A 26180-nucleotide genomic window follows, 5' to 3' on the forward strand; every position below is an offset into this window, starting at 1 on the left:
ATATAAAATACATTTAAAATAATAAAATGAAACATTGGATTCAAGCAGCAAGATTACGCACATTACCATTGTCGATATCTGGAATAATTGTAGGAAGTGCTTATGCTTATTATCAAGGATTTTTTAATTTAGAAATAACAATATTAGCCTTATTAACTACTTTAGGACTGCAAATTCTGTCTAATTATGCTAATGATTATGGTGATGGAGTTAAAGGAACAGATGCAAATAGAATAGGAGAAAAGCGTTTAGTTGGTTCAGGAATTATTAGTTCAAGTCAAATGAAAAAAGCAGTTATTATCACAGCAATAATTACATTTATTATAGCTTTAAGTTTAATTTACGTAGCATTTGGTAAAGAAAATTTTGGACTTAGTTTAATTTTTATCTTATTAGGAATAGGATCAATAGGAGCAGCTATTAAATATACAGTTGGTAGCAATGCGTATGGATATAGTGGTTTTGGAGACGTGTTTGTATTCGTTTTTTTTGGTTTAGTAAGCGTTTTAGGATCAAATTTTCTATTTACTAAAACATTTGATTGGTATTTGATATTACCTGCAATTTCAATAGGATTACTAAGTGTAGCTGTTTTAAACTTAAACAATATGCGTGATATTGAAAACGATAAAACTTCAGGAAAAAATACACTTGTTGTTAAATTAGGGTTGAAAAAAGCAAAAATATATCATGAAATTATAATAGCCATTGCCTCAATATCATTTTTAATATTTTGCTTAATAACTAAAATTTCATTACTACCAATATTAGTAGTGAATATATCATTAATCATTCATTTAAACAAAATTAAAAAATCAAATTCGTACGAAGATTTTGATCCAGAACTTAAAAAAGTAGCTCTAAGTACTTTCGCATTAAGTCTTTTATTTTGGTTAACAATCTATTTTTTATAATTAAACCTCATTAAATACTCACATTATGAAAATAACATTTTACGGACACGCATGTTTAGGTATTGAAGTAAATGAAGTAAATATTTTAATAGATCCTTTTATTACAGGAAACCCGAAAGCAGCACATATCGATATTAATTCGCTTAAAGCAGATTTTATTCTATTAACACACGCTCATCAAGACCATACATTAGATGTGGAAGCCATTGCAAAGCGAACAGATGCAATAATTGTATCTAATTATGAAATAGCAACATATTATGGGAATAAAGGCTTTTCGTTTCATCCAATGAACCACGGAGGAAGTTGGGATTTCGAATTTGGAACAGTAAAATATGTAAATGCAATTCATACTTCTTCTTTTCCTGATGGAACAAATGGAGGTCAACCAGGTGGATTTGTAATTGAAGGAGAACATAAAAATATTTATATAGCAGGTGATACAGCACTTACAATGGATATGAAGCTAATTCCAATGCGAACTAAGCTAGATTTAGCTATTTTGCCTATTGGAAGCAACTTTACAATGGATGTTGATGATGCTATAATTGCTTCAGATTTTGTTCAATGTGATAAAATATTAGGATATCATTTTGACACGTTTGGTTATATTGAAATTGATCATGATGAAGCAAAACGTAAATTTTTTGACAAAAACAAAGATTTAATGCTATTAGGGATAGGTGAAAGTATCGAACTATAAATATCATTATTAATGATTGAAAACAATATAAAGCATCATAAATAAAAATGATTTTTCGTTGGAATGTTTAAAGTTTTAAAAACAGAAACGAACAGTCTTGAATTTAACTTTCTTAATTTATTAATTAATTTGAAAGCAACTTATAAAAAATATATTTTAAAATTTAAAAGACCAAGTGGAACTTCAAGAGGTGTTTTAACCGAGAAGGAAACTTGGTTTTTAATTTTAGAAAAAGACGGAAAAAGAGGAATAGGAGAGTGTGGAATTTTGCGTACACTTTCTATTGATGACAGACCTGATTATGAAGAAAAATTACGTTGGGTTTGTAACAATATTCATTTAGGAAAAGAACAACTTTGGGAAGCTCTTTTAGAGTTTCCTTCAATTCAATTTGGAGTTGAAATGGCATTCCTTTCTTTACTATCAAAAACAACTTTTAACTTGTTTCCAAGTGACTTTACTTTGGGTAAAAAAAGCATGGAAATTAACGGTCTTGTTTGGATGGGAGAAGAGCAGTTTATGAAGCAACAAATCGAAGAAAAATTAGCACAAGGATTTCGTTGTATAAAATTAAAAATTGGAGCTATTGATTTTGATAAAGAATTAGGTTTATTGCGTTTTATTAGGCAACATTTTGATGAAAAAACAATAGAAATTCGTGTTGATGCTAATGGAGCTTTTGATTTAAATAACGCTTTAGATAAACTAATTCAATTATCTGATTTTAAAATACATAGTATTGAACAACCTATTCAAAAAAACAATACTGACATCATGTCAGTGTTGTGTAAAAATACTCCTTTTCCAATTGCTTTAGATGAAGAGCTAATAGGAGTCTTTGGAATAGAAAATAAAATGCAATTATTGCAAAAAATAATGCCAAAATATATCATTTTAAAACCAAGTTTAGTAGGTGGTTTTAGGGGAACTTTAGAGTGGATTTCGGTAGCAAAAAAACTAAATATTGAGTGGTGGATTACATCTGCTTTAGAAAGTAATATTGGACTAAATGCAATAGCACAATTTACTTTTACTCTGAATAATTTTTTACCTCAAGGATTAGGAACAGGTAGTTTATATACAAACAATTTTGATTGTCCATTAGAAGTTGAAAACGGACACATTTGGTATCGTAAAAATAAAGAATGGAATCTTGAATTATTACAATAAAAAGAGTCAACAAATGTTGACTCTTTTTATTTCGCATTGTAATAAATTATTACTATTTTTTATTCAGATTTTACAGAAGCTTTGTCATCTTTAATTTCAACTTCAGTTTTATTTTCTCCGCTTTTTGAAGAAAATTCTACACCATCTTTATCGATGCTAATAGAGGTTCCATCACTCTCACTTGGTTCAGTTTCTTTTTCAATTACAACCGTTTCAGTCTTTTCTACTGTAGGTTCTTCTTTTTGTTCTTTACAGCTCAAATTAGCCAAAAGTGCTAAACAGGCTATTGCAAATGTTACCTTTTTCATTATTATTTATATTTAAAATTACTTAAGTGCAAGTTACAAGACGTTAATCATTTATGTTTTACATCTTTTTTACGAATTCTTATATAATTACCAGAAAGAAGAGTTAAAGGTTTGTATCTGTTTTAATTTTACTGTAAAAAAGTATTAAAAGGTTTCGCAACTCTCATTTTAAAGATCAATTTTAAAAATGTATTTTTGTGCTTCATTAAAATCAATTAAATGTTTCGTTTAAAATTACCTACAGATCCTCGTTGGGCAAATATAGCAGAAGGAAATCTTGAAGAAATTCTAACAGATCATGCTTGGTGTGAGCAAAAAGCAGCTTCAAATGCAATTATGTTAATTACTATGCTACCAGAATTCACTGAAATTACTACCGAACTAATAAAGATTGCTAAAGAAGAGTTAGACCATTTTGAGCAAGTGCATGAAATTATAAAAGCACGTGGTTGGGTTTTAGGTCGTGAACGAAAAGATAGTTATGTAAATGATCTATTTAAGTTTATGAAACCAGGAAATCGTAAACATATCATTGTGGAGAGAATGTTATTCGCAGCTATGATTGAAGCTAGAAGTTGCGAACGTTTTAAGGTTCTTTCAGATAATATAGAAGATCAAGAATTAGCTACTTTTTATAGAGAATTAATGATTTCAGAAGCCAATCATTACACAGCTTTTTTACAATTTGCACACGATTTAGCCGAAAAAGGCTATGATGTAAAGAAAAGATGGGAAGAATGGTTGGAACACGAAGCCAAAGTAATTGCGAGCTATGGCAAAGGTGAAGCGATTCATGGGTAGTGTTCAGTGGTCAGTTTTTAGTTCGCAGTTGAAAAAATTGAATACTGAATATTGAGCACTTTTAACTAAGTCTTATTTTTCAACTCAATCCATTTACTCATGAACTTAGTACTTTGTAAAGTTTGATGTTGGAAAACTTGTCCTAGGAAATTTTGATTTCTATGTTTGTCTAGGTTTGCTAGTAAATGATTTACTTTAGTAATGAAGTTGTTTTCAAATAAAGATTTCTCAAAACGTTTGTTGATTAACTGAATTCCATTTTGTTGAGATTGTTGCCAAAAAGTTTGGTTTTGATATAACTCAATTGCTTTTTCAATAAAATCTTCATCAGTTGTAGTAATAAAACCATTCCATGAATGATTACCATGCATTCCTTCTGAGCCCATTTCTGTTGTAACATTAGGTAGGCCAAAAAGCATGCTTTCTAATAATTTTCCTTTTAAACCAGCACCGTAAGGAATAGGAGCAAGCAATACTCTTGCCTTATAAAAAATTTCTTTTACACTTTCAGCACGACCTTTTATTAGAAAACCTTCTTTTTGATTATGTAATTGTTTGGCTTTTTCAGTTACATACGAACCATAAACATGTAATTCAGCTTCAGGAAGGGCTTTTTTAATAGATTTCCAAGACTTTTTAAGTTGTAATACTGTTTGCCAATTCGGTTCGTGTAAAAAGTTTCCTATGCTTACAAAATGGCTTCGTTCCGAAAATAAAGGAAAATGATTGATTGTTTCTTTTGATATTGGTTCAACCAAAAACGGAATATAATGTAAAATCGAAGGATCAACTTTAAAGAGATTAGTTAATAATTCTATTTCATATTTGGAGATTATTAAACTTAAATCGCAACGATATATAGATGCTAATTCTCTTTTAAAAACATCAGAAATATAATCTTTTGAGTTTAATGACCTATTTTGTTTAAATGCAATTTCTCTTGCTTTTCTTAAAAAATGTAAGTCTTCAGTGTCTAAAATTCGTAATGCATTAGGACAGTTTTCTATAACTCTCCAGCCATATTGTTCTTCCGTCATAAAGCGATCAAACAATACAATACTAGGGTTTAGTTCTGAAATTAAAACATCAAAACTATTATTGTTTAACTTTATATAATGTGTTTTAACATCTTGATTCTCTAAATTGTATGAAAAATCTGTTTTTGAAGCAGAAGATAGAAAAGTAATTTTATAATTCTGATTTTGGAACAATTTAATAAGCTGAAGCATTCTGCTGCCAGCCGCTGTAGAATTGGGTTCTGGCCAAACGGTTCCGATAATTACTAAATGATTTTGCATAGTGCAAAAATAAATCTTTCATTAATTTATCTCACGATTTAAGTTTCTTTATTTTTACAAAAAAATATACAATGCCTTCAATATTTAAATTTTGTCCTAATTGTCAATCAACTCATTTTACATTTGAAAATAATATCCGTTTTCATTGTTCAACTTGCGATTTTACGTATTATCATAATATTGCTGCTGCTGTAGCAATTGTTTTTACATTTGAAGATAAAATTTTGTTTACTGTTCGAAATGTTGATCCAGATAAAGGAAAATTAGACTTACCAGGTGGATTTGTTGATCCAAATGAAAATGCTGAAGAAGCTGCTTGTAGAGAAATTAATGAAGAATTAGGACTTGAAATATTTCCAAATAACCTACGCTATATTACGACTTCGCCAAATAATTATTTATATAAAAATATACCTTATAAAACAATGGATATTTTTTATGAATGTTCATTAAGCTCAGATATTATTTCGATTACAGCAAAAGACGAAATTCAAGAACTAATTTGGGTAAACCGTTCGGAAATTGATTTAGATTCAATAGGATTTGTCTCAATTCGAAAAATAATTAAAGAATTTTACTGTGTTTAAATGTGATTTTTAAGTTTAAGAAGATTTATATATCTTGATTAAATATAATAATAGATACAACATTTTTTAGAGAATCTCTAAGCACAATTATTAAATCCGTTTGGCATAGGTCTGTATGAATAATATTGTAATACTTCTTCAATAGCAAATTTTAATGCTTTGTTTATTGGAACAATTATATTTCCTAATTTAAAATCTATTTGTGAGAGATTCATATAATAATCTGTGAAAATAGGAACAGGAAGACCATTGTTTATTAGTTCAATAGACTTTTCAAATGATTCTTTTTGTCCTTCTTTTATTATTTTACAAGTAGCTAAACGATATTGACCATATTTATCTTTGTTAGCACCATAACCAAATAATCTACAAATTAAACCTCTATATTTATAATCACTACAACTACCATTATTCTTGTCTAATATGGAAAGAGGGCTATAAATATAACAAGTAGTAGTTTCATTTTTATTTAAATCATTTAAAACGGTTTCTGCTTTTCCATTTAAAAAAAGATGGAAAGCCCAAGGTAAAAACTCTAATGGAGAAGCATCAATATCAGGATTAGTACAGCATTTTCCACAACCAGCAACACAACCTAATTTTGTTTCTTTTTGAAATTGAGCAATTTCTAAATTAAGGTTTTCGAATAATTGTTCTACTAATCTTACTCGCTTTTCTATTGACATAAATTTTTATCGAAGGTACATTTAATAATAATTACTTGTTGTTTTTTTAACACTAAAAAATATACTTATTTGACAAGCAAATTACATTGAATTAAGTTATCTATTTTTTTTTAAAATTTAGTACTATTTAATATGATGAAATTATGACTCTATAAAGGCATAGTTTGTTATTTATAAAACGTGTAAGTATCAAATAAAGAGATTTTTACAATTTTTCTATAAACATAGTTAAACTTTATATTAAGTAAATTTCAGTCACTTTTTTTTTTAAATTTGAAATGTTAAAGTTATAGGATATGTAATATTTATTTGGTTAATAAATTGATCTTAATTTAAGTTTTTTTTAAAATAACAACATAAACTTGAATGAATAGAAATAACTTTTAAAATAATATAATTATAAGGATTTATTCACAAACAAATACAAACAAATTAAAAAATCAAAACAATGAAAAAAATCAAATTAGAAGGAAAACTAAGCCTTAACAAAGAGACAGTTACAATGTTAAATGATGCTCAAATGAAAAATTTAAATGGTGGAGCATGGTTTACATTATACCATTGTAATAAAACAAACAATTGTGCTACAGCAACGTGTCCTACTGCAACATGTCCTACAGGGTCTTGTCCTGTAAACTGTGTTCCTTATACTGAAGGTGCAAGCGTTTGCCAATCTGCATGTGGAAATAATGTGTGTCCTTAAATAAGAAATGAATAAAAGTATAAGATAGCTTTCTAATTTTTTAGAAAGCTATCTTTTTTAACTCTACATGCCAAAATATAAACAAATCACTACTAGTTGATTACTATTTTTTCCATTTTAATGAAAGATATACTCGAAGAAAAAACAAAAACAATTATAGATTCTATAGTGAATCATAATTACAATAATATGAGCTTACTATCTGGAAATACAGGCTCATTATTTTTACTTAGTTATTACGCAGAATACACAAAAAATGATAAGTATCTTGAAATTGTAGAAGAAATAATTGTAGATACTTATACTAAAATAAATAATGGAATCTATCATATAGATTTTAGCTACTCAAATGGAATAACAGGATTTCTTTGGGCAATAAACAACCTTCTAGAATCAGGACATATTGATATTGATTTTGATGAATATTTCTCTGAAACAATTCCGGATATTTACAATTTCATGATGTATAAAATAGAACAAGGGAATTATGACTTTTTGCACGGAGCATTAGGACCTGCAAACTTCTTATTAGATATTACAGATAAATTTCCAGATTGTATATTTTATCTTAAAAAATTTAATTCAAAACTTATTGAAAAAGGAATTTACAACAAGTCAAACGATACACTTCATTTTATTTCATCTGTTTTTAAAGCAAATAATGAAACAGAGAAGGTTATAAATCTAAGTTTATCTCATGGTATGGCTGCAATTATGTATTATTTCATAAGATGTTTACAAAAAAAAGAATTGTATTCTGATCAACTAGTAAAAGCATTAAGACAAATAATAAATTTTTATAAAATTCATCAAAATCCATCACCAAATGAAATGAGTTATTTTCCTTCTTGGATAAAATTAGAATCTCATATAGCGTTTAATAGCAGATTAGCTTGGTGTTATGGTGATTTAGGTATTGGAACAGAATTATATAAAGCAAGTGAAGTTTTAAAAGACAATGAATTAAAAGAATATGCACTTACAATATTAAAGCATACCACAACAAGAAGAGATTTAAAAATTGAAAGCGTAGTAGATGGAAATTTTTGTCATGGTAGTTGTGGTTTAGTTGATGTTTATAGAACAATTTATAAAATGACTAATGAACCTATTTTCTTAGAAACAGCAAATTATTGGTTAGAAAAAACGATAGATCTAGCAGTTCATGAAGATGGATATGCCGGTTATAAAACCTATTTAGGAGGAAAAAATATATATGAAAATAATTTAAGTTTATTAGAAGGAGCATCAGGTGTAGCAATTGTTTTCTTAGCAACACTTATGGATAAAGAATTATCTTGGAAAAAATCTTTAATGCTTTAATAGTAAATGTAATGATAAAATAATTTTTAAAAAAGGACTATGAATTATGGAATTTTAGATTTTGGAAGTATTCAGAGTAATTCAAATGCTATTTCAACAATACATGAAACAATTGAAATGGCTCAATTAGCTGAAGAATTAGGATTTACAAGATATTGGTTAAGCGAACATCATGAAGATAACTTAGCATGGAAAAACCCAGATATAATACTTCCATTATTAGCAGGTTATACCCAAAAAATTAGAGTAGGATCAGCAGGAGTATTAGTAGGATTGAATGCACCAATTAATACAGCTTATCATTATAAATTATTAGCCAATCTATATCCATCAAGAATAGATTTAGGGTTAGCCAAAGGAAAAACAGAAGAACATAAAAGCATAGAACTTGCAGATGGAAGTGATTGGAAAAAGAATTTAGATGATTATTTTAATAGAGTAAGAAAAATTAAAAGTCTAATTAATGATCAAGTATCTACTATTATTTTACCTCCAAAACAAGGTGAATCTCCAGAAATATGGGTTTTAGGTACAAGTAAATCTAGTATTGATTTTATTATTGAAGAAAAAACAAGCTTTTCACTTTCATTATTTCATATAATTAATGAATTACCATCTCCAGATATTATTAAAGAATTAAGAGAGCAATATATCCTAAAAAATAGAGTAGAACCTAATATTAATATCACCTTGAGTGCATTTTGTAGTGATGATGAAAAACGTGTTGCTGCAATAAATGAAAAAACGAAACATATAAAAATTAATTATTCAGGAAGTCCTGATTATTTCAAAGATTTTTTAGAAAAACAAGCAGAAATATATCAAGTAAATGAAATTATAATTCTGAACTTAGGAGAAACTTTAGAAGAAAAACAGGCACTTATGAATGTTTTTAAAGTAGAAAAACACGAATTTAAAATCACCAACTAAAATCATTTAATTTTTCTGAAAAAAATGAAATACCTATCAAAGTTTATTTTTAGAACACCATTATATCCTTTTTTAAAAAGTAAAGCAAATGAATTGTTTTCTGAAGCAATTTATATAACATCACCATCACTAAAAAGAGAATATGAAAAATACCTTGATGGAAAAATAGATAGTCCTAAAGAAATAAAAAAGTTAAAAATAGCATACTATAAATATCTAAGTAGAGCTAGTTCAAGATGTACGCCTTTCGGATTATTTGCAGGTTTAGGTACAGGGAATTTTGGAACAGCTAATAAAGTAACATTAAATTCTATACCAGAACAAAAAATGGTTAGAAGAACAAGACCAGATATGAATGTTATTTGCATGTTAGCAAAAGAACTTGAAAAAAAAGATTTTATACAACCTTACATTAAGTACTTTCCAAACAATAGTATCTATCAAATAGATTCTTTTTATAGGTATGTCGAATATTATTATGCAGGAGGAAGAAGAGTTCACAGAATTAGTAAAGTTGATTATTCAGAATATTTAGAAGGTATTTTAATTCATGCAATGTATGGCAAAACCGAATTAGAATTAATAACGAGTTTAACAACATTAGGAATTGAAGAAGAAGAAGCAACATCATTTTTAAAAGAACTTATAGAATCTCAACTTTTGGTAAGTGATTTTGAACCAACAGTAACAGGAAAAGAATTTTATGAAGTAATAATTGACACATTACACGGAATACAAACAAATCATTCATCAAAGGAATTAGAAGAAACAATCTTTTTAATAAAAGAGATAAAAGAAAGTCTAAATAAAATTGATCAAAACACTATAAACTCAGTAGAGGCTTACGAAGATTTACATAATAAAATAAGAAAGATTCTAAAAGATATTCCAGAAACAAATCTTTTTCAAACCGATTTATATTTTAAAACACAACAATCAGAATTAGATATAAATATTCAAGAATCAATATCAGATGTTGTTACATTTTTAAATAAAATAACACCAAATTATACCAATACTAATTTAGAAAACTTTAAAAGAAACTTTTCAGAGCGCTATGAAGAATCCGAAGTTTCACTACTAGAAGTACTAGATACAGAAAATGGAGTAGGCTATCCTAATAAAGACACTTCAGGAATAAATGATTTACTTGACGATCTTGCTTTAGGAAATTCATACCAAGATTTTGAAATAAAATGGACATCATATCAAAAAGCTATTTTTCAAATATTGATAAAAGCATATAAAGAAGATGCTAAAATAATTACAATATCAGAAAACGATTTTAAAGATATTGATTATACGAATAACAACCTTCCACATTCTATGGCAATAAAATTTAACTTGCTAAATGCTGAAACAGGAAAAATACAATTAGAAAATATAGGTGGAGCAACAGCAACATTACTTTTAGGGCGTTTTGGACATGGAAATGAAGACGTTTTGGATATAATTAATGAAATAACGAAGCATGAAAAATTACATTCAGGAGATTCAATTTTAGCAGAAATTGTTCATTTACCAGAAAGTAGAATAGGAAACATATTATCAAGACCAGATACTAGAGATTATGAAATGGCATATTTGGCTAAATCAAATAAAAGCGAAGAGTTTCAAATAAAAATATCAGATTTATTCATATCAATTAAAAGCGGAAATATTGTTTTAAGAAGCAAAAAATTAAACAAACAAATTATTCCAAGATTAGGAAATGCACATAATTTTAGTTTCAATTCTTTACCAGTATATCAATTTTTATGCGATTTACAATTACAATATTATACCAAACCATCTTTATATTTTAATTGGGGATCATTAGCATCACAATTTACTTTTTTACCTAGAGTAGAATATAAAAATATAGTATTAAAATCAGCCACTTGGCAATTAAATCAGTCAGATTTCAACAATTTGATTAAAGATACTAATGATTCAAAAATAATAGAAAAATTTATTGAATTTAAAAAGAAACACAACCTTCCAGATTTTTTCCTATTAGTAGATGGAGATAATGAATTATTAATTAATTCTTCAGATGAAATAGCAATTTTAGCTTTTGTAGATACTATAAAAAAGAGAACATCAATAGTTCTTGAAGAATTTCTATTTGATATAAAATCATCTTTAATAACAGATAACAAAGGAGATAGTTATACAAATGAATGTGTAGCTATTTTATTAAATGAAGAAACAAAATTTCCAACATTTAATTTTGACGATGAAAATACAATAAAACCTATTACTCGTTATTATTTACCAGGAAGCGAATGGATGTATTTTAAGATTTACTGCGGAATAAAAACAGCCGATTATATTCTAACTGAAATTATATTACCATTAACAGAGAAACTTATTGCAGACAGAAAAATAAAAAAATGGTTCTTCTTACGTTATTTTGATTCAGATAATCATTTAAGATTCAGGTTTCAACTTTCAAATGAAAAAGAATCAGATGCTATTCTAACATTATTAAATGAAACTTTAGGATCATTATATCTTAATGGTTTGATTTCAAAAATGCAAACAGACACTTATAATAGAGAAATAGAAAGATATGGAGCTGACAGAATAGAACTTACTGAAGAGCTGTTTTATACGGATAGTGTTTTTTGTGCAAATTTTATTAATTATTTAGATTCAGAAATGGGTTCAAAAATAAAATGGCAAATGGCAATTAGAGGAACAGATCAATACTTAGAAGATTTTGGATTAAATATGGAGCAAAAAGCAGCGTTCACAGAGAAAATTGCTGATAATTTTTTTAATGAAAATAATGGGAATGCTTTTTTAAGAAAGCAGTTGAATGATAAGTATAGAAAATTTAGAAGTTCAATTGAACATTTAATGCAATTTGAACATGACAATCAAAGAGAAATAGCACCATTATTAGCATTATTGTTTGAAAGAAGTGAAGCTAATAGTAATATAATAGAAAAACTCAATATTCATTTTGAAGATGAAAAGTTTAATACCTTAGTGTTTAGCTATATTCACATGATGCACAATAGAATATTTAATGCAAAACAACGACAAAATGAATTCATCATCTATGAGTTACTTTCAAGACATTACAAATCATTAATCGCACGCAAAAAATATGAAAAAGTAACCATGAAAGTTTAGGTTATTATAAATTAGAAGTTTATTTATCAGAATATAGCGCAATGATTTTTAGACTCAATAAATAATTTTTCATAATCTTTTAGAGTCAAATTCTTCATGAAATCAATATTATCTTTGTCAACACCAAAAAATAGATTTCCATTAGTTTTAAAATTTAATACACTATCAAGTTGAATAGTAAACATTTTATTTCCATTTTCTTCTAAAGTTACTAAATAACTAATTTCAGAGTTATATTTTTTTATTGAAACAATGGAGTGAAATTTATTTGAATGAGTAGAAGTTAATTCCATCTGTGAAATAATTTCATCTTTATTGGCTTTAAGTTTTACTTCAAGGTTAGATTTTAAATTTAAAACTTCATAATTTTCAGGAAGAGAAGTAGCAATAAAAGAGAAGCAACAAACTAAAATAAGTATTGGTTTAAAAATATAGCTTAGAGGAACAATTGTTATACTTTTAGAGTTCCAATATAAATAGGAAATAGGCAGAATTATTAATGCAAATAAATCATAATAATCAACAGTTCTATTAACACCAATTCCAATATTTTGTATAAAAACAAGTAAAGGTTCAATAAAATCAGATTTCCAAATAATAAATAAAACTCCAGAAAAAATATAATTTAATTTTACATTTTTAGGAAACAGTAAACTTATAAAATAAGGAAAAGCGAATAAACCTGAAAAATCGGATAATTTACCTGTTATTTGATTATGAAAAATTTCTTTTAGAAAGAAATCATTAAGTAATAAACATAGTATAGATAACAAAAAAAAGAACCTAAAATACTTTGTATTATTATTCATCTATTTTGATATACTATCAACAGGTATTTCTACATTTTGTTTAACAACAACAGGAGTTACATTCTTTTTTATTACTGGAATAAGAATTTCAGTAATAAATTGAGAAGGTTTTATCTTATCAGTTGTAGTGCTATTATTTACTTTATAAATTTCAATATGTTCTCCTTTTTTTTCCTCAATATAATTATTTTCTGCAATAAACTCTAAAGCCTTTTTTAGAGCCTCTTTTCTGTGATTATAATCGCCTTTCAAAGTCGTTTTTAAAGCAATAAAAGATTCATAATAACCACCTCTTATATCACTTAAAGGAGTCGTTAAAATTTCCTCTTGAATAGGTACACAAGCAGTATAGACTACATAATCATTCGTTTCATCCCATGTTTTAAACTGAATATAAGAATCACCAGTTGTTGTAATCTCATTTTGTTTTACAAACAAGTTTATGTTTTTCAACAGCGTTGCAGCTTTTACTTGAAAATCAGATATTTTACAAGAATCCTTCTGTTGTATATAACTACTCGCTTCTCTCGTAATAATTCCGTTTACAATAACATTAAAAGTAGAAAATTCATTAACCAAATAATTATTTATATTCTCTAAACCAGAAGTCAATAACGATGAAAATTTAGTTTCATTACTACCCGTTAGTAAAGCTTTCATTTTCTCCTTAAAAGTTAAATGCCCTTTAATTCCCCAAGTTATCTTTGTTTGATCGTTTTCTTCTGTAAAAGTCCAGTAAGTCGTATAGTTTTGATCGTCAATTTTTTCAATTTGATATATAGAATCTTGTTCAAATACCTTTGAAGTTGAAATACGATTACCATCCCAATCTATAAAAGCACCTTCACCAGAGGTTAATTTTGAAAATGAAGATTTAATACCTTGCTTATTTATCAATTCAGGATGCCAATTTCCCCAGTTTTCAAAATCATTAATAAAATTAAAAACCTTAGATTTAGGGCTTTTAATAGTTTTTTCTTTACTAATATCAAATTCATTTGGTTGTGTTGCAACAAACACTACAAAAGCTATTGATAGTAACAGTAAAAGTAATAAAAGATATTTAGCAATTCTCATTTTTTTGGCGATAGGATGTGTTTCTCAAATATATAAAAATTATTCTTTCAAATAGACTTTGATGATAAATAATAAACCAATAAATAATAAAAAACCAAATAATATCCAATATGTTCCTTTGTACTGTTGTTGTAATTGTTTCAAATCTTTTCTATAGACATATATCATAGTAAAAATAAAAACAATAACAAAAAAAACGGCAAAATAGAGTTGACCTGATGAAAACATGATTATATTTTTTTACAAAAGTAAGAAATCAAATAAGCAATTAAATAAATTTGCAACTATAAAATTACAAATTATGAAAAAACAATTAGAAGCCGTAAAATTATTTCATACAACTTACGGACTAGGAGTGAGTAACGAAATAAAAGCAGATTTAGGAGAACAAAAAAATAAGCTCCGTTTTGAGCTAATGAAAGAAGAAAATGAAGAATATTTAGAAGCTGTAGAAAATAATGATATTATTGAAATAGCAGATGCGCTTGGAGATATGCTATATATTTTATGTGGAACAATATTAGAACATGGATTACAACATAAAATTGAAGAAGTATTTGATGAAATTCAAAGAAGCAATATGAGTAAATTAGGCGAAGATGGAAAACCTATTTATAGAGAAGATGGAAAAGTAATGAAAGGACCTAATTACTTTAAACCTAATTTTGAAGTGATATTAAAATAACTATTCGAAGTTATATACAAAAAGCGATTTTCAGGTTGAAAATCGCTTTTTGTATATTTAATCTTGTAAAGTTTAAATCTTAACAGTCCATCCAAAAGTATCTTCTGCTACTTTATATTGAATATTAGTTAGTTTCTCTTTTAAATCAAGTGCAAATGATTTTTCTATTTTTGGCAATTCAAAATAGTCTTCTTTATACGAAAACCCAACAATTGGATTAATCACAGCGGCTGTTCCTGCTCCAAATATTTCTTTTAAAGTTCCATTTTTAGCAGCATCAATTAATTCATCAACTAAAACAGGTCGAACATCCACGTTGATATTTTCTCTTTTTGCTAGTTCAATAATACTTTTACGGGTTATTCCATCAAGAATTCTTTCACTAGTAGGAGCAGTATATAAAGTATCATTAATTCTAAAGAAAACATTCATTGTACCCGCTTCTTCAAGTTTAGTATGAGTAGCATCGTCAGTCCAAATGATCTGTTGATATCCTTTTTCATTGGCTAATTTAGTAGGGTAAAATTGTGCCGAATAATTTCCAGCAGCTTTTGCAGCACCTATTCCTCCATTTGCAGCTCTACTAAAGTGTTCTGCAATTAATACTTTAACTTCTCCAGAATAGTAAGATTTTGCTGGAGATAATATAATCATGAATCTATAGAAAACGGCAGGAGCAGCAACAACACCTTTCCCAGTTGCTATCATAAATGGTCTTATGTATAGCGAATTTCCATTTCCTTTTTTAACCCAGTTTTTTTCAATCTCAAGTAAACGTTTTAATCCTCCCATGAATACATCTTCAGGAACTTCAGGCATAGCCATCCTTGTTGCACTTTTATTAAAACGCTCAAAATTTTGATCTGGACGGAAAAGCCAAACATCATCACGTTCATCTTTATATGCTTTCATTCCTTCAAAAATAGCTTGTCCATAGTGAAAAACTTTTGCAGATGGATCAATTGTAAAAGGAGCATAAGGTTGAATTACTGGTTTTTGCCATACACCATTTTCATAATCACAAATCAACATGTGGTCTGTAAATGTGTTTCCAAAAGTTAAATTCTCAAAATCTACTTCGTTTATTTTTGATATAGAAGCTAAATTAATATCTATATTTTCTAAAGTTTTAATATCCATTATAAATTGTTATGTGTCTTGTTTTTTTAAAATATATTAGTAGAAAAGCCTTTTGTTAAATTTTCGTTGCAAATTTAGTAAAAAAATGCACTCTTTTTTAGAGATAGTTAAAAAAATAAAATTCATATTATTAACAAAAACAGAGCTTTTTTAAACAATTTATTTATTTTTGTGTCTAATCAATTAAATAAAAAATATTCATGAAAAAAATAGTATGTTTTATCGCTTTCGCTTTTTTAATTATAAGTTGCCAAGACAAGAAAGATATTAATACAGCAAAAGAAATTGTAGAGAATCAGATTAGTTATGCAACATTTGGAGATTCTATTGCTGCGGATGGAGCAATTTCTAAAGAAGAAATGCTTGAAAAATTCAAAACATTAAAAGAAGGAGATACAATTGATGTTAAATTCTCTTCAAAAATAGAAGAAGTTTGTCAAAAGAAAGGATGTTGGATGAAATTAAACTTAGCAGATGATAATAGTACTTTTGTAAAATTTAAAGATTATGCATTCTTCGTTCCAAAAAATGCTCAAGAAAAAGAAGCAATAGTAAATGGAAAGGCTTTTGTTAGTGTAGAGAGTGTTGATGATTTAAAACATTATGCAAAAGATGCAGGGAAATCTCAAGAAGCAATAGACAGCATTACTGAACCAAAAGTGAGATATTCATTTATGGCTGATGGTGTTTTAATTGTTAAATAATGAGAGTTTTTTTACTTTCATTTTTGTTTTTTTTATCATGTAATAATAAGGAAAACACATCAGAATCATGTACTACTACTTCAAACGCAAAAGTGAATGAAGATGGTTTTGAAATGTATGAAATGTCAGAAATGGCAGCATTGATGGAACAAATGTATGTTGATAATCAAAGATTAAAAGATAGAATTATCAAAGGAGATACTATAGGTGAGTTTCCACAACATTTTAAGAAAATTCACAATGCTGTTTTAACAGATGAAACAGATAAAGATTTGTTCTTTAATGAGCAAGCCAAAAAGTTTATTGAAGCTCAGGAATTAATATATAAAGAACCAGAAAAAGCAAAAGAGCATTTTAATACAGGAATTGACGCTTGTATTCAATGTCATCAAGTAAAATGTGGTGGTCCAATTCCAAGAATAAAAAAACTATACATTAAGTAAAAGCATAAAGTTTAAGTTCATTCTTAAACTTTTTTAATTTTAATAAACTGTTAAAATTGTGAAAAGAGAAATTATAATAACAAAAGATGGTTCTACAACAATTCACTTACCAGATTGGAATGAAACATATCATTCAAAATTTGGAGCAATTCAAGAAGCAGAACATGTTTTTATCAAAAATGGATTAGATTTATTTAAAGAAAGCAATATTTCAATATTAGAAATAGGATTTGGTACAGGTTTAAATGCATTTATTACATTGCTTGAAGCAGAAAAAAGAAAACAAATTATAAATTATGTTGGAGTAGAGGCTTATCCTGTTCTAAATGAAGAAATAAAGTCTTTAAATTATTCAAAAGAACTAAAGGTCGAAGAGAAACAAGAATTATTTATAAAGCTTCACGAAACAGAATGGGAAAAGGAAAATTTGATTACAAAAAACTTTCTATTAAAGAAAAGAAAGCAATTTTTTGATAAAATTGATGACGTAGATACTTTTGACTTAATTTATTTTGATGCATTTGGATTTAGAGTACAACCAGAACTTTGGAGTGAGGAAATCTTTGATAAAATGTATAAGGCATTAAAAAAAGGAGGTGTTTTGGTAACTTATGCTTGTAGAAGTTCTATTAAAAACGCAATGCTTTCTGTTGGGTTTACTATTGAAAAGCTACCTGGTGCTCCTGGAAAAAGAGAAATGCTTCGAGCAAAAAAATAATTTTTATAAAAGTTAGTTCTAATCATAATTATAGGCGCGAAAAGATTTTTACTATTTAATAATACATTGTTAATATAGAGAATTAATAATTTATGTATTATTTAAGGCTTAGTTTCTATTGTTTTCTAATAATAAATTTAGCATTATTTTCACATTTTAAGATGGCAATAGTCGTAAAAAATGACTATTTTTACAATATGTTCTTATCACTAGTATAATCATAATATTATTAATTAGTATGCCTAGATCTATGTATTCTTATTCAAAATCTATACTCGAAAGAGTAAGTTTTGACCCATTGCTTTTTTGTAAAGAAGTTGAAAAAGCAATAAAAGTTTTACTGCCTTATGAAGTTGACCAACTAAGAAACTGGCTATTGAAATTCACAGAAGAAAAGCCAGAATTAAGACAATGTTTAATTTATATTAATCAATAAAAAACAAAAGGAGCAAATGCTCCTTTTATTTTTTTGATTTAGGACTAATTATTTCTACATCATGAAATGCTATTGCCCCTCTTACAACACCAGATATTGTATCTCGTAGAGCATTGATAATATGAATTTTTAATTCATTTTTAGGATAAATTAAACTAACTTCTCGCGCTGGTTTTGGATTTGAAAAATGTTTAAGTTTTAACTTGTTTTTTTCATTTAAATCTAAAGTATGTAAATACGGAAGTAGAGTAGTTCCTAAACCTTCATCAGCTAATTTTATTAATGTTTCAAAACTACCGCTCTCCAATTGAAAATGATTATCATTAAAAAATTTATTGTTTTTACAAAGATTTAAAATTCCATTTCTAAAACAATGTCCATCTTGTAATAATAAAATGTTATCCATATCTAAATCACTAATCTCTATTTCCGCTTTTTCAAGCACAGAATGATTGTCAGGAACATAAGCAACAAACGGTTCATAGTATAATACAATCTCTTTTATATTATCTTCTTCAAGAGGTGTTGCAGCAATAGCACAATCTAGATGACCATTTTTCAACTTTTTTATTATATCTTCAGTAGTGTTTTCTTCAATAACAAGATTTACTTTTGGGTATTTTGAAATAAAATTATTTAAAAACATAGGAAGTAAAGTAGGCATTATTGTCGGAATTATACCAACTTTGAATTCACCACCGATATAGCCTTTCTGTTGGTCAACAATATCTTTGATTCTTCCAGCTTCATTTACAATGTTTTTGGCTTGTTTTACGATCTTTTCGCCAATTTCAGTTAATAATATAGGCTTCTTGCTTCTATCAAAAATTAAAATGTCTAATTCATCTTCTAATTTTTGAATTTGCATACTTAATGTTGGCTGCGTTACAAAACATTTCTCTGCTGCAAGAGTAAAATTCTTATGTTCAGCTACGGCTAAAACATAATATAATTGAGTTATAGTCATTCTATCAATATTTTCGATAAAAATATAAAAACTATCAATTTGATTTATATTTAATTCGATTTATTTCTTGTAAATTTGAATAAATAAATAAAAAATCAAATTAAGATTATGAAAACAAATATTTTAGGTTTATCAGTTAAAGATTCAGAAGTATTAATAAACGAATTAAATTTATTATTGTCAAATTTTCAAGTTTATTATCAAAATTTAAGAGGATTACACTGGAATATTAGAGGAAAGCGTTTTTTTGATTTACATGTAAAATTTGAAGAATTTTATAACGATTCGCAGCTTAAAATTGATTTAATTGCAGAGAGAGTATTAACATTAGGAGGAACTCCATTGCATACTTTTTCAGATTATATTTCTAATAGTAAAATTCAAGTAGGAAAAAATATCTCTAAAGATGAAATTGCAGTTCAGTTAGTTATAGATTCATTAGCCGAATTATTAGCAATAGAAAGAGCCATTTTAAATTTATCTGGTGATATGAACGATGAAGGTACAAATTCCATGATGAGTGATTTTATAGCAGAACAAGAAAAAACAATATGGATGTTAAATGCATGGATGGAAGATTCTATATAAACAGAAAAAGATTATAATTTTAAAACGTCATAAATTTTTATGACGTTTTTTTTGGTTTATTTTAAGAAAAAATAAAAATCAACTTATTACCTTTGCACCTGTGAAATTTATAGTTAAAATAGTATTAGGACTTTTCATCATATTTTTAGCAACACCTACAATTGTGACTGCTTTAGATAGTGATGTTAATCTTTCATATTTCTATAATTTAGGAGAAGAAGAAGAAAGTCATAGCACGTTTAATGAAATTAAATTTATACCTTCTATTTTTTCAATTCCATTAAAAATTGACTTTGAAGGATATCAAAGAATTAAATTTTCTATACTTAGTGATCGAAAAGTTAATTCAATAGCTCCAAATATTTTTCTTCCCCCTCCAGAATTAAGATAAATTTCTAGTATGTTTCAGATTTTTTTTGAAGCCAAATTTATTTTAATTTTAAAATCCGTATATGTTTAAATATTTAAAAAACGATATTCCGTCGAGTATTGTTGTTTTCTTTGTGGCTCTTCCGTTGTGTTTAGGAATTGCCTTAGCTAGTGATGCACCACCATTATCTGGTTTAATTTCAGGAATTATTGGAGGTATAATTGTAGGACTTATAAGTAAGTCAAGAATTGGTGTAAGTGGACCAGCAGCAGGTTTAGCTGCAATTGTAGCAAGTGCTATTTCATCTTTAGGTAGTTTTGAATTGTTTTTATCCGCAGTTGTTTTAGCTGGAATTATTCAAATTATATTTGGAATTATAAAAATGGGTGTAATTGGCTACTATTTTCCAGATAGTGTTATTAAAGGAATGCTTACAGGAATTGGTATTATTATCATTTTAAAACAAATCCCTCACTTTTTTGGTTATGATTTAGAAGCAGAAGGAGCAGATAGCTTCTTTTCAAAGTCAGGTGAAAATACTTTTTCTGCGATTCTTCATATAGTTGATAATATTACTTTAGGATCAATGATTATTGGATTTTTAGGATTATTTATTATCTTGTTTTGGGATAATATTTTGTCTAAAAAACATGCCTTTTTTAAAGTAATACAAGGATCTTTAATTGCGGTTTTTGTTGGAACGGTTATTCAAGTTATTTTTAGTACTACTAAAGATTTCTTAATTGAAGGAAAGCATTTAGTACAAGTCCCTATTCCAGATAAAGTTACAGATTTTGTAGATTTTATTAGCTTCCCTGATTTTAGTCAAATTTTCTCAACAGAAGTTTTAGTAATTGCATTCACATTAGCATTAGTTGCCAGTTTAGAAACCTTATTAAGTGTTGAAGCATCTGATAAATTAGATCCAGAAAAGAATATAACACCAACTAATAGAGAATTATTTGCTCAAGGTATTGGAAATATTGCTTCAGGATTAATAGGTGGATTACCTATAACACAAGTTGTTGTTAGAAGTTCTGCAAATGTTCAGTCAAATGCTAAGACAAAAATGTCAACAATTCTACATGGAATACTATTATTAGTATCAGTTTTATCAATTCCGATGCTTTTAAATCATATTCCAAAATCAGTATTAGCAGCTATTCTAATCATTGTTGGATTTAAACTAGCAAAACCATCATTATTTAAAAAAATGTTCTCTTTAGGATGGACCCAATTTTTACCGTTCATTATAACAGTTGTTGTTATTGTTTTTACTAATTTGTTATACGGAATTTTTGCTGGTTTAGCGATAGGATTTATTGTAGTTTTAATTAAAAATTATCAAAACTCAGTATTTCTTCATAAAAAAGAGATTCAAGGATCTAATGTAATTGAAATGACTTTTGCAGAAGAAATATCATTTTTAAACAAAGCATCTATTAAAAAAGAATTATTTGATCTTCCTGACAATTCTACATTAGAATTAGATATTACAAAAACTAAATATTTAGATTATGATGTAGTTGAAATACTTGAAGACTTTATAATTCAAGCTAGAAATAAAAATATATTTATTCATTTAAAATCTGAAAGAGGAATTATTGATAATCCTGAAAGTTTTATAGAATTTTTTAAATTAAACAAAAAATCTTCCTAAGAATATGAAAACATTAAATAAAGAATTACAATCTCAAATTACTCCTAGAAAAGCATTAGAAATTTTAAAAGAAGGAAATCATAGATTCATAAATAATTTAAAAGCACATCGTAATTTATTAGAACAAGTAAATGATACTAGCGATGGACAATGGCCTTTTGCTACAATTTTAAGTTGTATTGATAGTAGAACTTCAGCAGAGTTAATTTTTGACCAAGGATTAGGAGATATATTTTCAGTAAGAATTGCTGGAAATATTGTAAACACAGACATACTTGGAAGTATGGAATTTGCTTGTAAAATTGCAGGTTCAAAATTAATTGTTGTTTTAGGACATACAAAATGTGGAGCTGTTAAAGGAGCGTGTGATCATGTAGAAATGGGGAATTTAACAGAACTATTATCAAAAATACAGCCAGCCGTTTATCAAGAAAGTCATACAAAGGAAAATAGAAATGCATCAAACTCTCAATTTGTAGAAAATGTTTCTGAAATAAATGTGAAGAGAAATGTTAAAAATATAATTGAAAGAAGTTACGTTTTAGAAAAAATGGTAGAAAATGGATCTATTGGTATAGTAGGTGCTATGCATAATATAGAAACAGGAGTAGTAACTTTTTATGATGAAGTAATGTATATTAAAGATGATCTAAATCCACAATTTTCACTTGATGATTTAAGATATTAATTTAATCATTTATCAAATATAATGATACTTTTTTATCATTATATTTGATAAATACCTATGAACCTATATTTATGAGTGATTTTTATAAAAAAATAATAGAAAATAATAAAAAATGGGTCGAAGATAAGTTAAAAATTGACCCAGAATTTTTCAATAATTTAGCAGAAGGTCAAAATCCACCATTATTATGGATTGGCTGTTCAGATAGTAGAGTTCCAGCAAATGAAATAATAGGAGCAGAAGCAGGAGAAGTTTTTGTACATAGAAATATTGCAAATATGGTTGTTCATTCCGACATGAATATGTTGAGCGTACTGGATTATGCCGTTAACGCTTTAAAAGTAAAACATGTAATTGTTTGCGGTCACTATGGTTGCGGAGGAGTTAAAGCTGCTATGGGAAATAGTTCAATTGGTATTATAGACAACTGGATTCGTCATATAAAAGATGTTTACCGTTTGAATCAAGCAGAATTGGATGGTATCGCAGATGAGAATACTCGTTTTAATCGATTTGTAGAACTAAACGTAAAAGAGCAAGTTTATGATTTAGCGAAAACATCAATTGTTCAAGCCGCTTGGAATAAAAACCAAAATTTAACAATTCACGGTTGGGTTTACGGATTGAACTCTGGATATGTAACAGATTTAGGCTTAAACTTTAGCTCAGATAAAGATTTAGATAATGTTTACCAGTTGAAATTCTAATCCTCTAAATTTTCATTAAAAGCAGAAGGTAATAATTGAGGAATATATTTTACCAAAATAGGCAGTAAAATGCCACCACCAGGAAGTAGAAAAATAGTTAATGAAGGTATTGTTTTACAAATATCTAATAACTGTTTTTTTACTTTTTTCTTTTCGTCATCACTTAAATCTTTCGATGTTGATTTTGCCAAAAGAAGCATCAATTCTTTACTCTCGCCAATTTCTTTCGTTAATCTTTTTTTATTTCGAGTGATCAGTTTTATAACTGTTGAGTTCGTCTGATTATAAAAATGCTTAATCGGATTTGAATCATTGAAATATGAAATACTTTTTTTATGATTTGTAATAAATGTATGAATATCAATTAAACTATCATTAATTAAAACATCAGAAATATCTATTTTAGTAGCAATTTCATTGATAAAAAAGATTTCATCCTTGTCTAATTTTTTATCACTCCAAAGAGCCATTAATACTAAATCAAAAAAATATAATTTTTCAAAATCATATTTTAAGAAATCAAAATCAAAATCATTTTTATTTATTAAATCTATTTGATTAACTTTTGAATAACGTAATGAATTTTCAAAAAGCTTAATTAATAATTCGTCTGCACTTGTTTTTTCTTTTTTCACACTTAGTGCAATGCAAACCATTTGAAAAATTTTCTTTTCAAAAACTTCAAAATACTTTTTAGAAAAGTCTTCATTATCAATAAAATTATGAAAAGCAATAACATCTAAAAAAAGTAATGCATTAGTAACAATATGGGAAAAACTTTTTGCAATAACATTCTGATTAGTTTGAATTCTATTAGAAATTATAGATTCAAGATGTAAGCTACTATTTTCTTCATTAGGAAAAAGCTTTTTTAAAAATAGATAATTATTTTTTTGTGTTGCTTTATAAAAAGTATTAATTAATTTTAAAAAATCTTCTTTAGAAGTAGAGTTTTTTTTAATAGAAAAGATACCAAATAATGCTTCTAAGAAAACAATTTTAGTAAGTTCATCATTTGATAAATTAATGTCTAAAAATTCGTCAAAAGTATCTGAAGAAACCGTATGACCATATATTATACCTGTTTTTCTTAACTTAAAATATAAGTCATTTGAATTTTCTATTTTTTCATTTTTAAGTTTCTCATTTAAAATGAAAAATTTATCTATCCAACCATTAATTGAAGGGTTTATCATTTGATTAAAATGTTTGAGCAAAGTTAAAAAAATCTCCAATCTATAGTATTAAATGTGCAAAAGTATTTATATATTGCTAAAAATATTTATTAATGAATTTCGCAATTATTATTACAATTAGTGTTTTGCTATTATTAGCATATGCTTTTACAATTAGTTCCTCAAAAACAAAAATACCTTCAGTTATTTTATTGTTACTTTTGGGATGGGTAGTGAAACAAGCTACAGACTTTTTTCATATTGTAATACCAGATTTAAATTCATTGTTACCTCTTTTTGGAACAATAGGGTTAGTTTTAATTGTATTAGAAGGTTCATTAGAACTAGAATTGAATAAAAGGAAAATACCATTTGTAGGAAAAACTTTTGTAACAGCTATTATTCCATTGTTTATTACTGCTTTTTTAATTGGACATTTTTTCTATTATTTTTTAGATTCTAGCTATAAAGACGGATTAATTAATGCTATTCCACTATGTATAATTAGTAGTGCAATCGCTATTTCTAGTGTTGGAAATTTAAATTTATTCAATAAAGAATTTGCTATATATGAAAGCAGTCTTTCTGATATAATTGGAGTATTATTCTTTAATTTTATAGTGTTAAATAATGTTATTAACCTTGAATCTGTAGGTAATTTTGCCCTTCAAATATTGATAATGTTAATTATCTCATTTATAGCAACAGCCTTTTTAGCCTTTCTATTAAGCAGAATAGACCATCATGTAAAGTTTATACCAATTGTACTATTAATAATTTTAATTTACGCTGTCTCTGAAATTTATCATTTACCAGCCTTGATTTTTATTATGCTATTTGGTATAATAATGGGTAATTTTGATGAATTAGAGCGCTTTAAATGGGTAAAATATTTAAAACCAAGATCCTTAGATAAAGAAGTACATAAGTTTAAAGAGTTAACCGTTGAAGCTGCTTTTTTAGTTCGTTCTTTGTTTTTCTTATTATTCGGTTTTTTAATGAAAACAGAAGATATCTTAAACCCTCATACTTTTGAGTTAGCTATTGGTATTGTAGTATTAATTTATTTAGTTAGAGCAATACAATTAAAGATTTTTAAAGTTAAATTAATGCCATTATTATATATTGCTCCTAGAGGATTAATTACAATATTATTATTTTTAAGTATTCCAACAGAAAGTAAAATTCCATTGGTTAATAAGGCATTAATAATTCAGGTTATTGTATTGACAGCCTTAATAATGATGTTTGGGTTGATATTTAACAAGCAAGAAGATAAAAAAGTTAATGATAATATCAAAGATAAAGAAGAAAATAATCTTACAATAGATATGGATGTTCCTCTATAAAACTTCTATTAAAAAAAGATAAATTAATAATTTATTAAGCTAAATATGTAAAAGTATTTAGCTTTTTTTGAATCAATATTTCTTTATACGAATTAAAACAAAATCGGATTAACATTAT

The 26180-nt window shown here is 26.8% G+C and carries 28 protein-coding genes; 20 read left to right on the forward strand and 8 right to left on the reverse strand.

All coding sequences use genetic code 11. The features are described from left to right. The first annotated feature begins 26 nt into the window (after nt 1–26). From menA to LXD69_RS12760, 3 genes are all read left to right on the forward strand, one after another. Nucleotides 27–914 (forward strand): 1,4-dihydroxy-2-naphthoate octaprenyltransferase, encoded by an 888-nt coding sequence (gene menA / locus LXD69_RS12750; protein ID WP_246915695.1) that lies wholly within the window; start codon nt 27–29, stop codon nt 912–914. A 25-nt stretch (nt 915–939) separates the two neighbouring features. Then, complete coding sequence (locus tag LXD69_RS12755) at nt 940–1617, forward strand: metal-dependent hydrolase (RefSeq protein ID WP_246915696.1); 678 nt, start codon at nt 940–942, stop codon at nt 1615–1617. 129 nt (nt 1618–1746) lie between these two features. Then, on the forward strand, nt 1747–2787 hold the full coding sequence (locus LXD69_RS12760) for an o-succinylbenzoate synthase (RefSeq protein ID WP_246918882.1): 1041 nt from the start codon (nt 1747–1749) through the stop codon (nt 2785–2787). A gap of 59 nt (nt 2788–2846) precedes the next feature. Here LXD69_RS12760 and LXD69_RS12765 read toward each other — a convergent pair whose 3' ends face one another. Next, complete coding sequence (locus LXD69_RS12765) at nt 2847–3095, reverse strand: hypothetical protein (protein ID WP_045966860.1); 249 nt, start codon at nt 3093–3095, stop codon at nt 2847–2849. 219 nt (nt 3096–3314) lie between these two features. Here LXD69_RS12765 and miaE point away from each other — a divergent pair, with 219 nt between their 5' ends. Further along, the gene (gene miaE / locus LXD69_RS12770) at nt 3315–3896 is read left to right on the forward strand and encodes a tRNA-(ms[2]io[6]A)-hydroxylase (RefSeq protein ID WP_045966862.1); all 582 of its coding nucleotides are present in this window, start codon (nt 3315–3317) and stop codon (nt 3894–3896) included. A gap of 65 nt (nt 3897–3961) precedes the next feature. Here the strand turns inward: miaE and LXD69_RS12775 are convergent, their stop codons facing one another. Further along, a complete protein-coding gene (locus LXD69_RS12775; protein WP_246915697.1) occupies nt 3962–5194 on the reverse strand; it encodes a glycosyltransferase in 1233 nt (410 codons plus the stop codon). A 71-nt stretch (nt 5195–5265) separates the two neighbouring features. On the opposite strand from LXD69_RS12775, the gene LXD69_RS12780 reads away from it, so the two are divergent. After that, on the forward strand, nt 5266–5781 hold the full coding sequence (locus LXD69_RS12780; RefSeq protein WP_246915698.1) for an NUDIX hydrolase: 516 nt from the start codon (nt 5266–5268) through the stop codon (nt 5779–5781). 77 nt (nt 5782–5858) lie between these two features. On the opposite strand, the gene LXD69_RS12785 is transcribed toward LXD69_RS12780, so the two are convergent. Next, nucleotides 5859–6467 carry a YkgJ family cysteine cluster protein gene (locus tag LXD69_RS12785; RefSeq protein WP_045966868.1) on the reverse strand — a complete coding sequence of 203 codons (609 nt, stop codon included), beginning with the start codon at nt 6465–6467 and terminating at the stop codon, nt 5859–5861. A 448-nt stretch (nt 6468–6915) separates the two neighbouring features. Here LXD69_RS12785 and LXD69_RS12790 point away from each other — a divergent pair, with 448 nt between their 5' ends. The 4 genes from LXD69_RS12790 to LXD69_RS12805 all read left to right on the forward strand — a co-directional run bounded on the left by LXD69_RS12790 (nt 6916) and on the right by LXD69_RS12805 (nt 12546). Then, nucleotides 6916–7170: a class I lanthipeptide gene (locus LXD69_RS12790; protein WP_045966870.1), complete on the forward strand. Its 255-nt coding sequence runs from the start codon at nt 6916–6918 to the stop codon at nt 7168–7170. Nucleotides 7171–7290: 120 nt separating this feature from the next. Then, nucleotides 7291–8493, forward strand: a complete 1203-nt coding sequence (locus tag LXD69_RS12795; RefSeq protein ID WP_246915699.1) for a lanthionine synthetase C family protein — start codon at nt 7291–7293, stop codon at nt 8491–8493. A gap of 39 nt (nt 8494–8532) precedes the next feature. Next, nucleotides 8533–9423: an LLM class flavin-dependent oxidoreductase gene (locus LXD69_RS12800; protein WP_246915700.1), complete on the forward strand. Its 891-nt coding sequence runs from the start codon at nt 8533–8535 to the stop codon at nt 9421–9423. 24 nt (nt 9424–9447) lie between these two features. Continuing rightward, nucleotides 9448–12546: a lantibiotic dehydratase gene (locus LXD69_RS12805; protein ID WP_246915701.1), complete on the forward strand. Its 3099-nt coding sequence runs from the start codon at nt 9448–9450 to the stop codon at nt 12544–12546. Nucleotides 12547–12572: 26 nt separating this feature from the next. Here the strand turns inward: LXD69_RS12805 and LXD69_RS12810 are convergent, their stop codons facing one another. Then, nucleotides 12573–13355: a hypothetical protein gene (locus tag LXD69_RS12810; protein WP_246915702.1), complete on the reverse strand. Its 783-nt coding sequence runs from the start codon at nt 13353–13355 to the stop codon at nt 12573–12575. Continuing rightward, entirely contained in the window at nt 13356–14432 is a 1077-nt protein-coding gene (locus LXD69_RS12815; RefSeq protein ID WP_246915703.1) for an SRPBCC family protein, read from the reverse strand. 301 nt (nt 14433–14733) lie between these two features. Here LXD69_RS12815 and LXD69_RS12825 point away from each other — a divergent pair, with 301 nt between their 5' ends. Next, nucleotides 14734–15117 (forward strand): pyrophosphohydrolase domain-containing protein, encoded by a 384-nt coding sequence (locus tag LXD69_RS12825; protein WP_045967454.1) that lies wholly within the window; start codon nt 14734–14736, stop codon nt 15115–15117. Nucleotides 15118–15189: 72 nt separating this feature from the next. Here the strand turns inward: LXD69_RS12825 and LXD69_RS12830 are convergent, their stop codons facing one another. Next, nucleotides 15190–16257 (reverse strand): branched-chain amino acid aminotransferase, encoded by a 1068-nt coding sequence (locus LXD69_RS12830; RefSeq protein ID WP_246915704.1) that lies wholly within the window; start codon nt 16255–16257, stop codon nt 15190–15192. 200 nt (nt 16258–16457) lie between these two features. On the opposite strand from LXD69_RS12830, the gene LXD69_RS12835 reads away from it, so the two are divergent. The 4 genes from LXD69_RS12835 (at nt 16458) to LXD69_RS12850 (ending at nt 18558) form a co-directional block, all read left to right on the forward strand. Beyond that, on the forward strand, nt 16458–16961 hold the full coding sequence (locus LXD69_RS12835) for a DUF4920 domain-containing protein (protein WP_045966883.1): 504 nt from the start codon (nt 16458–16460) through the stop codon (nt 16959–16961). Continuing rightward, nucleotides 16961–17404, forward strand: coding sequence for a hypothetical protein (locus LXD69_RS12840; RefSeq protein ID WP_246915705.1), 444 nt, complete (start codon nt 16961–16963; stop codon nt 17402–17404). The genes LXD69_RS12835 and LXD69_RS12840 overlap by 1 nt, the downstream gene beginning before the upstream one ends. A 58-nt stretch (nt 17405–17462) precedes the next feature. Next, complete coding sequence (gene mnmD, locus LXD69_RS12845; RefSeq protein WP_246915706.1) at nt 17463–18122, forward strand: tRNA (5-methylaminomethyl-2-thiouridine)(34)-methyltransferase MnmD; 660 nt, start codon at nt 17463–17465, stop codon at nt 18120–18122. A gap of 238 nt (nt 18123–18360) precedes the next feature. Further along, complete coding sequence (locus LXD69_RS12850) at nt 18361–18558, forward strand: hypothetical protein (RefSeq protein WP_045966889.1); 198 nt, start codon at nt 18361–18363, stop codon at nt 18556–18558. A gap of 25 nt (nt 18559–18583) precedes the next feature. On the opposite strand, the gene LXD69_RS12855 is transcribed toward LXD69_RS12850, so the two are convergent. Further along, on the reverse strand, nt 18584–19525 hold the full coding sequence (locus LXD69_RS12855) for a LysR substrate-binding domain-containing protein (RefSeq protein WP_246915707.1): 942 nt from the start codon (nt 19523–19525) through the stop codon (nt 18584–18586). A 108-nt stretch (nt 19526–19633) separates the two neighbouring features. Between LXD69_RS12855 and LXD69_RS12860 the strand changes: the two genes are divergently transcribed. The 5 genes from LXD69_RS12860 to can all read left to right on the forward strand — a co-directional run bounded on the left by LXD69_RS12860 (nt 19634) and on the right by can (nt 23538). Beyond that, entirely contained in the window at nt 19634–20113 is a 480-nt protein-coding gene (locus tag LXD69_RS12860; protein ID WP_045966892.1) for a Dps family protein, read from the forward strand. 100 nt (nt 20114–20213) lie between these two features. Further along, complete coding sequence (locus LXD69_RS12865; protein ID WP_045966894.1) at nt 20214–20504, forward strand: hypothetical protein; 291 nt, start codon at nt 20214–20216, stop codon at nt 20502–20504. A gap of 61 nt (nt 20505–20565) precedes the next feature. After that, nucleotides 20566–22143 (forward strand): SulP family inorganic anion transporter, encoded by a 1578-nt coding sequence (locus LXD69_RS12870; protein WP_045966901.1) that lies wholly within the window; start codon nt 20566–20568, stop codon nt 22141–22143. A 4-nt stretch (nt 22144–22147) separates the two neighbouring features. Continuing rightward, the gene (locus LXD69_RS12875; protein WP_045966903.1) at nt 22148–22831 is read left to right on the forward strand and encodes a carbonic anhydrase family protein; all 684 of its coding nucleotides are present in this window, start codon (nt 22148–22150) and stop codon (nt 22829–22831) included. Between the two features lie 71 nt (nt 22832–22902). Then, nucleotides 22903–23538 (forward strand): carbonate dehydratase, encoded by a 636-nt coding sequence (can, locus tag LXD69_RS12880; protein ID WP_045966905.1) that lies wholly within the window; start codon nt 22903–22905, stop codon nt 23536–23538. On the opposite strand, the gene LXD69_RS12885 is transcribed toward can, so the two are convergent. Then, nucleotides 23535–24734 carry an LETM1-related biofilm-associated protein gene (locus LXD69_RS12885; RefSeq protein WP_045966907.1) on the reverse strand — a complete coding sequence of 400 codons (1200 nt, stop codon included), beginning with the start codon at nt 24732–24734 and terminating at the stop codon, nt 23535–23537. The genes can and LXD69_RS12885 overlap by 4 nt on opposite strands. A 92-nt stretch (nt 24735–24826) precedes the next feature. Between LXD69_RS12885 and LXD69_RS12890 the strand changes: the two genes are divergently transcribed. Next, a complete protein-coding gene (locus LXD69_RS12890; protein ID WP_045966909.1) occupies nt 24827–26062 on the forward strand; it encodes a cation:proton antiporter in 1236 nt (411 codons plus the stop codon). The last annotated feature ends 118 nt before the right edge of the window (nt 26063–26180 follow it).

Origin of the sequence: Flavobacterium sediminilitoris, from assembly GCF_023008245.1 — a bacterium.
Lineage (GTDB): Bacteria > Bacteroidota > Bacteroidia > Flavobacteriales > Flavobacteriaceae > Flavobacterium > Flavobacterium sediminilitoris.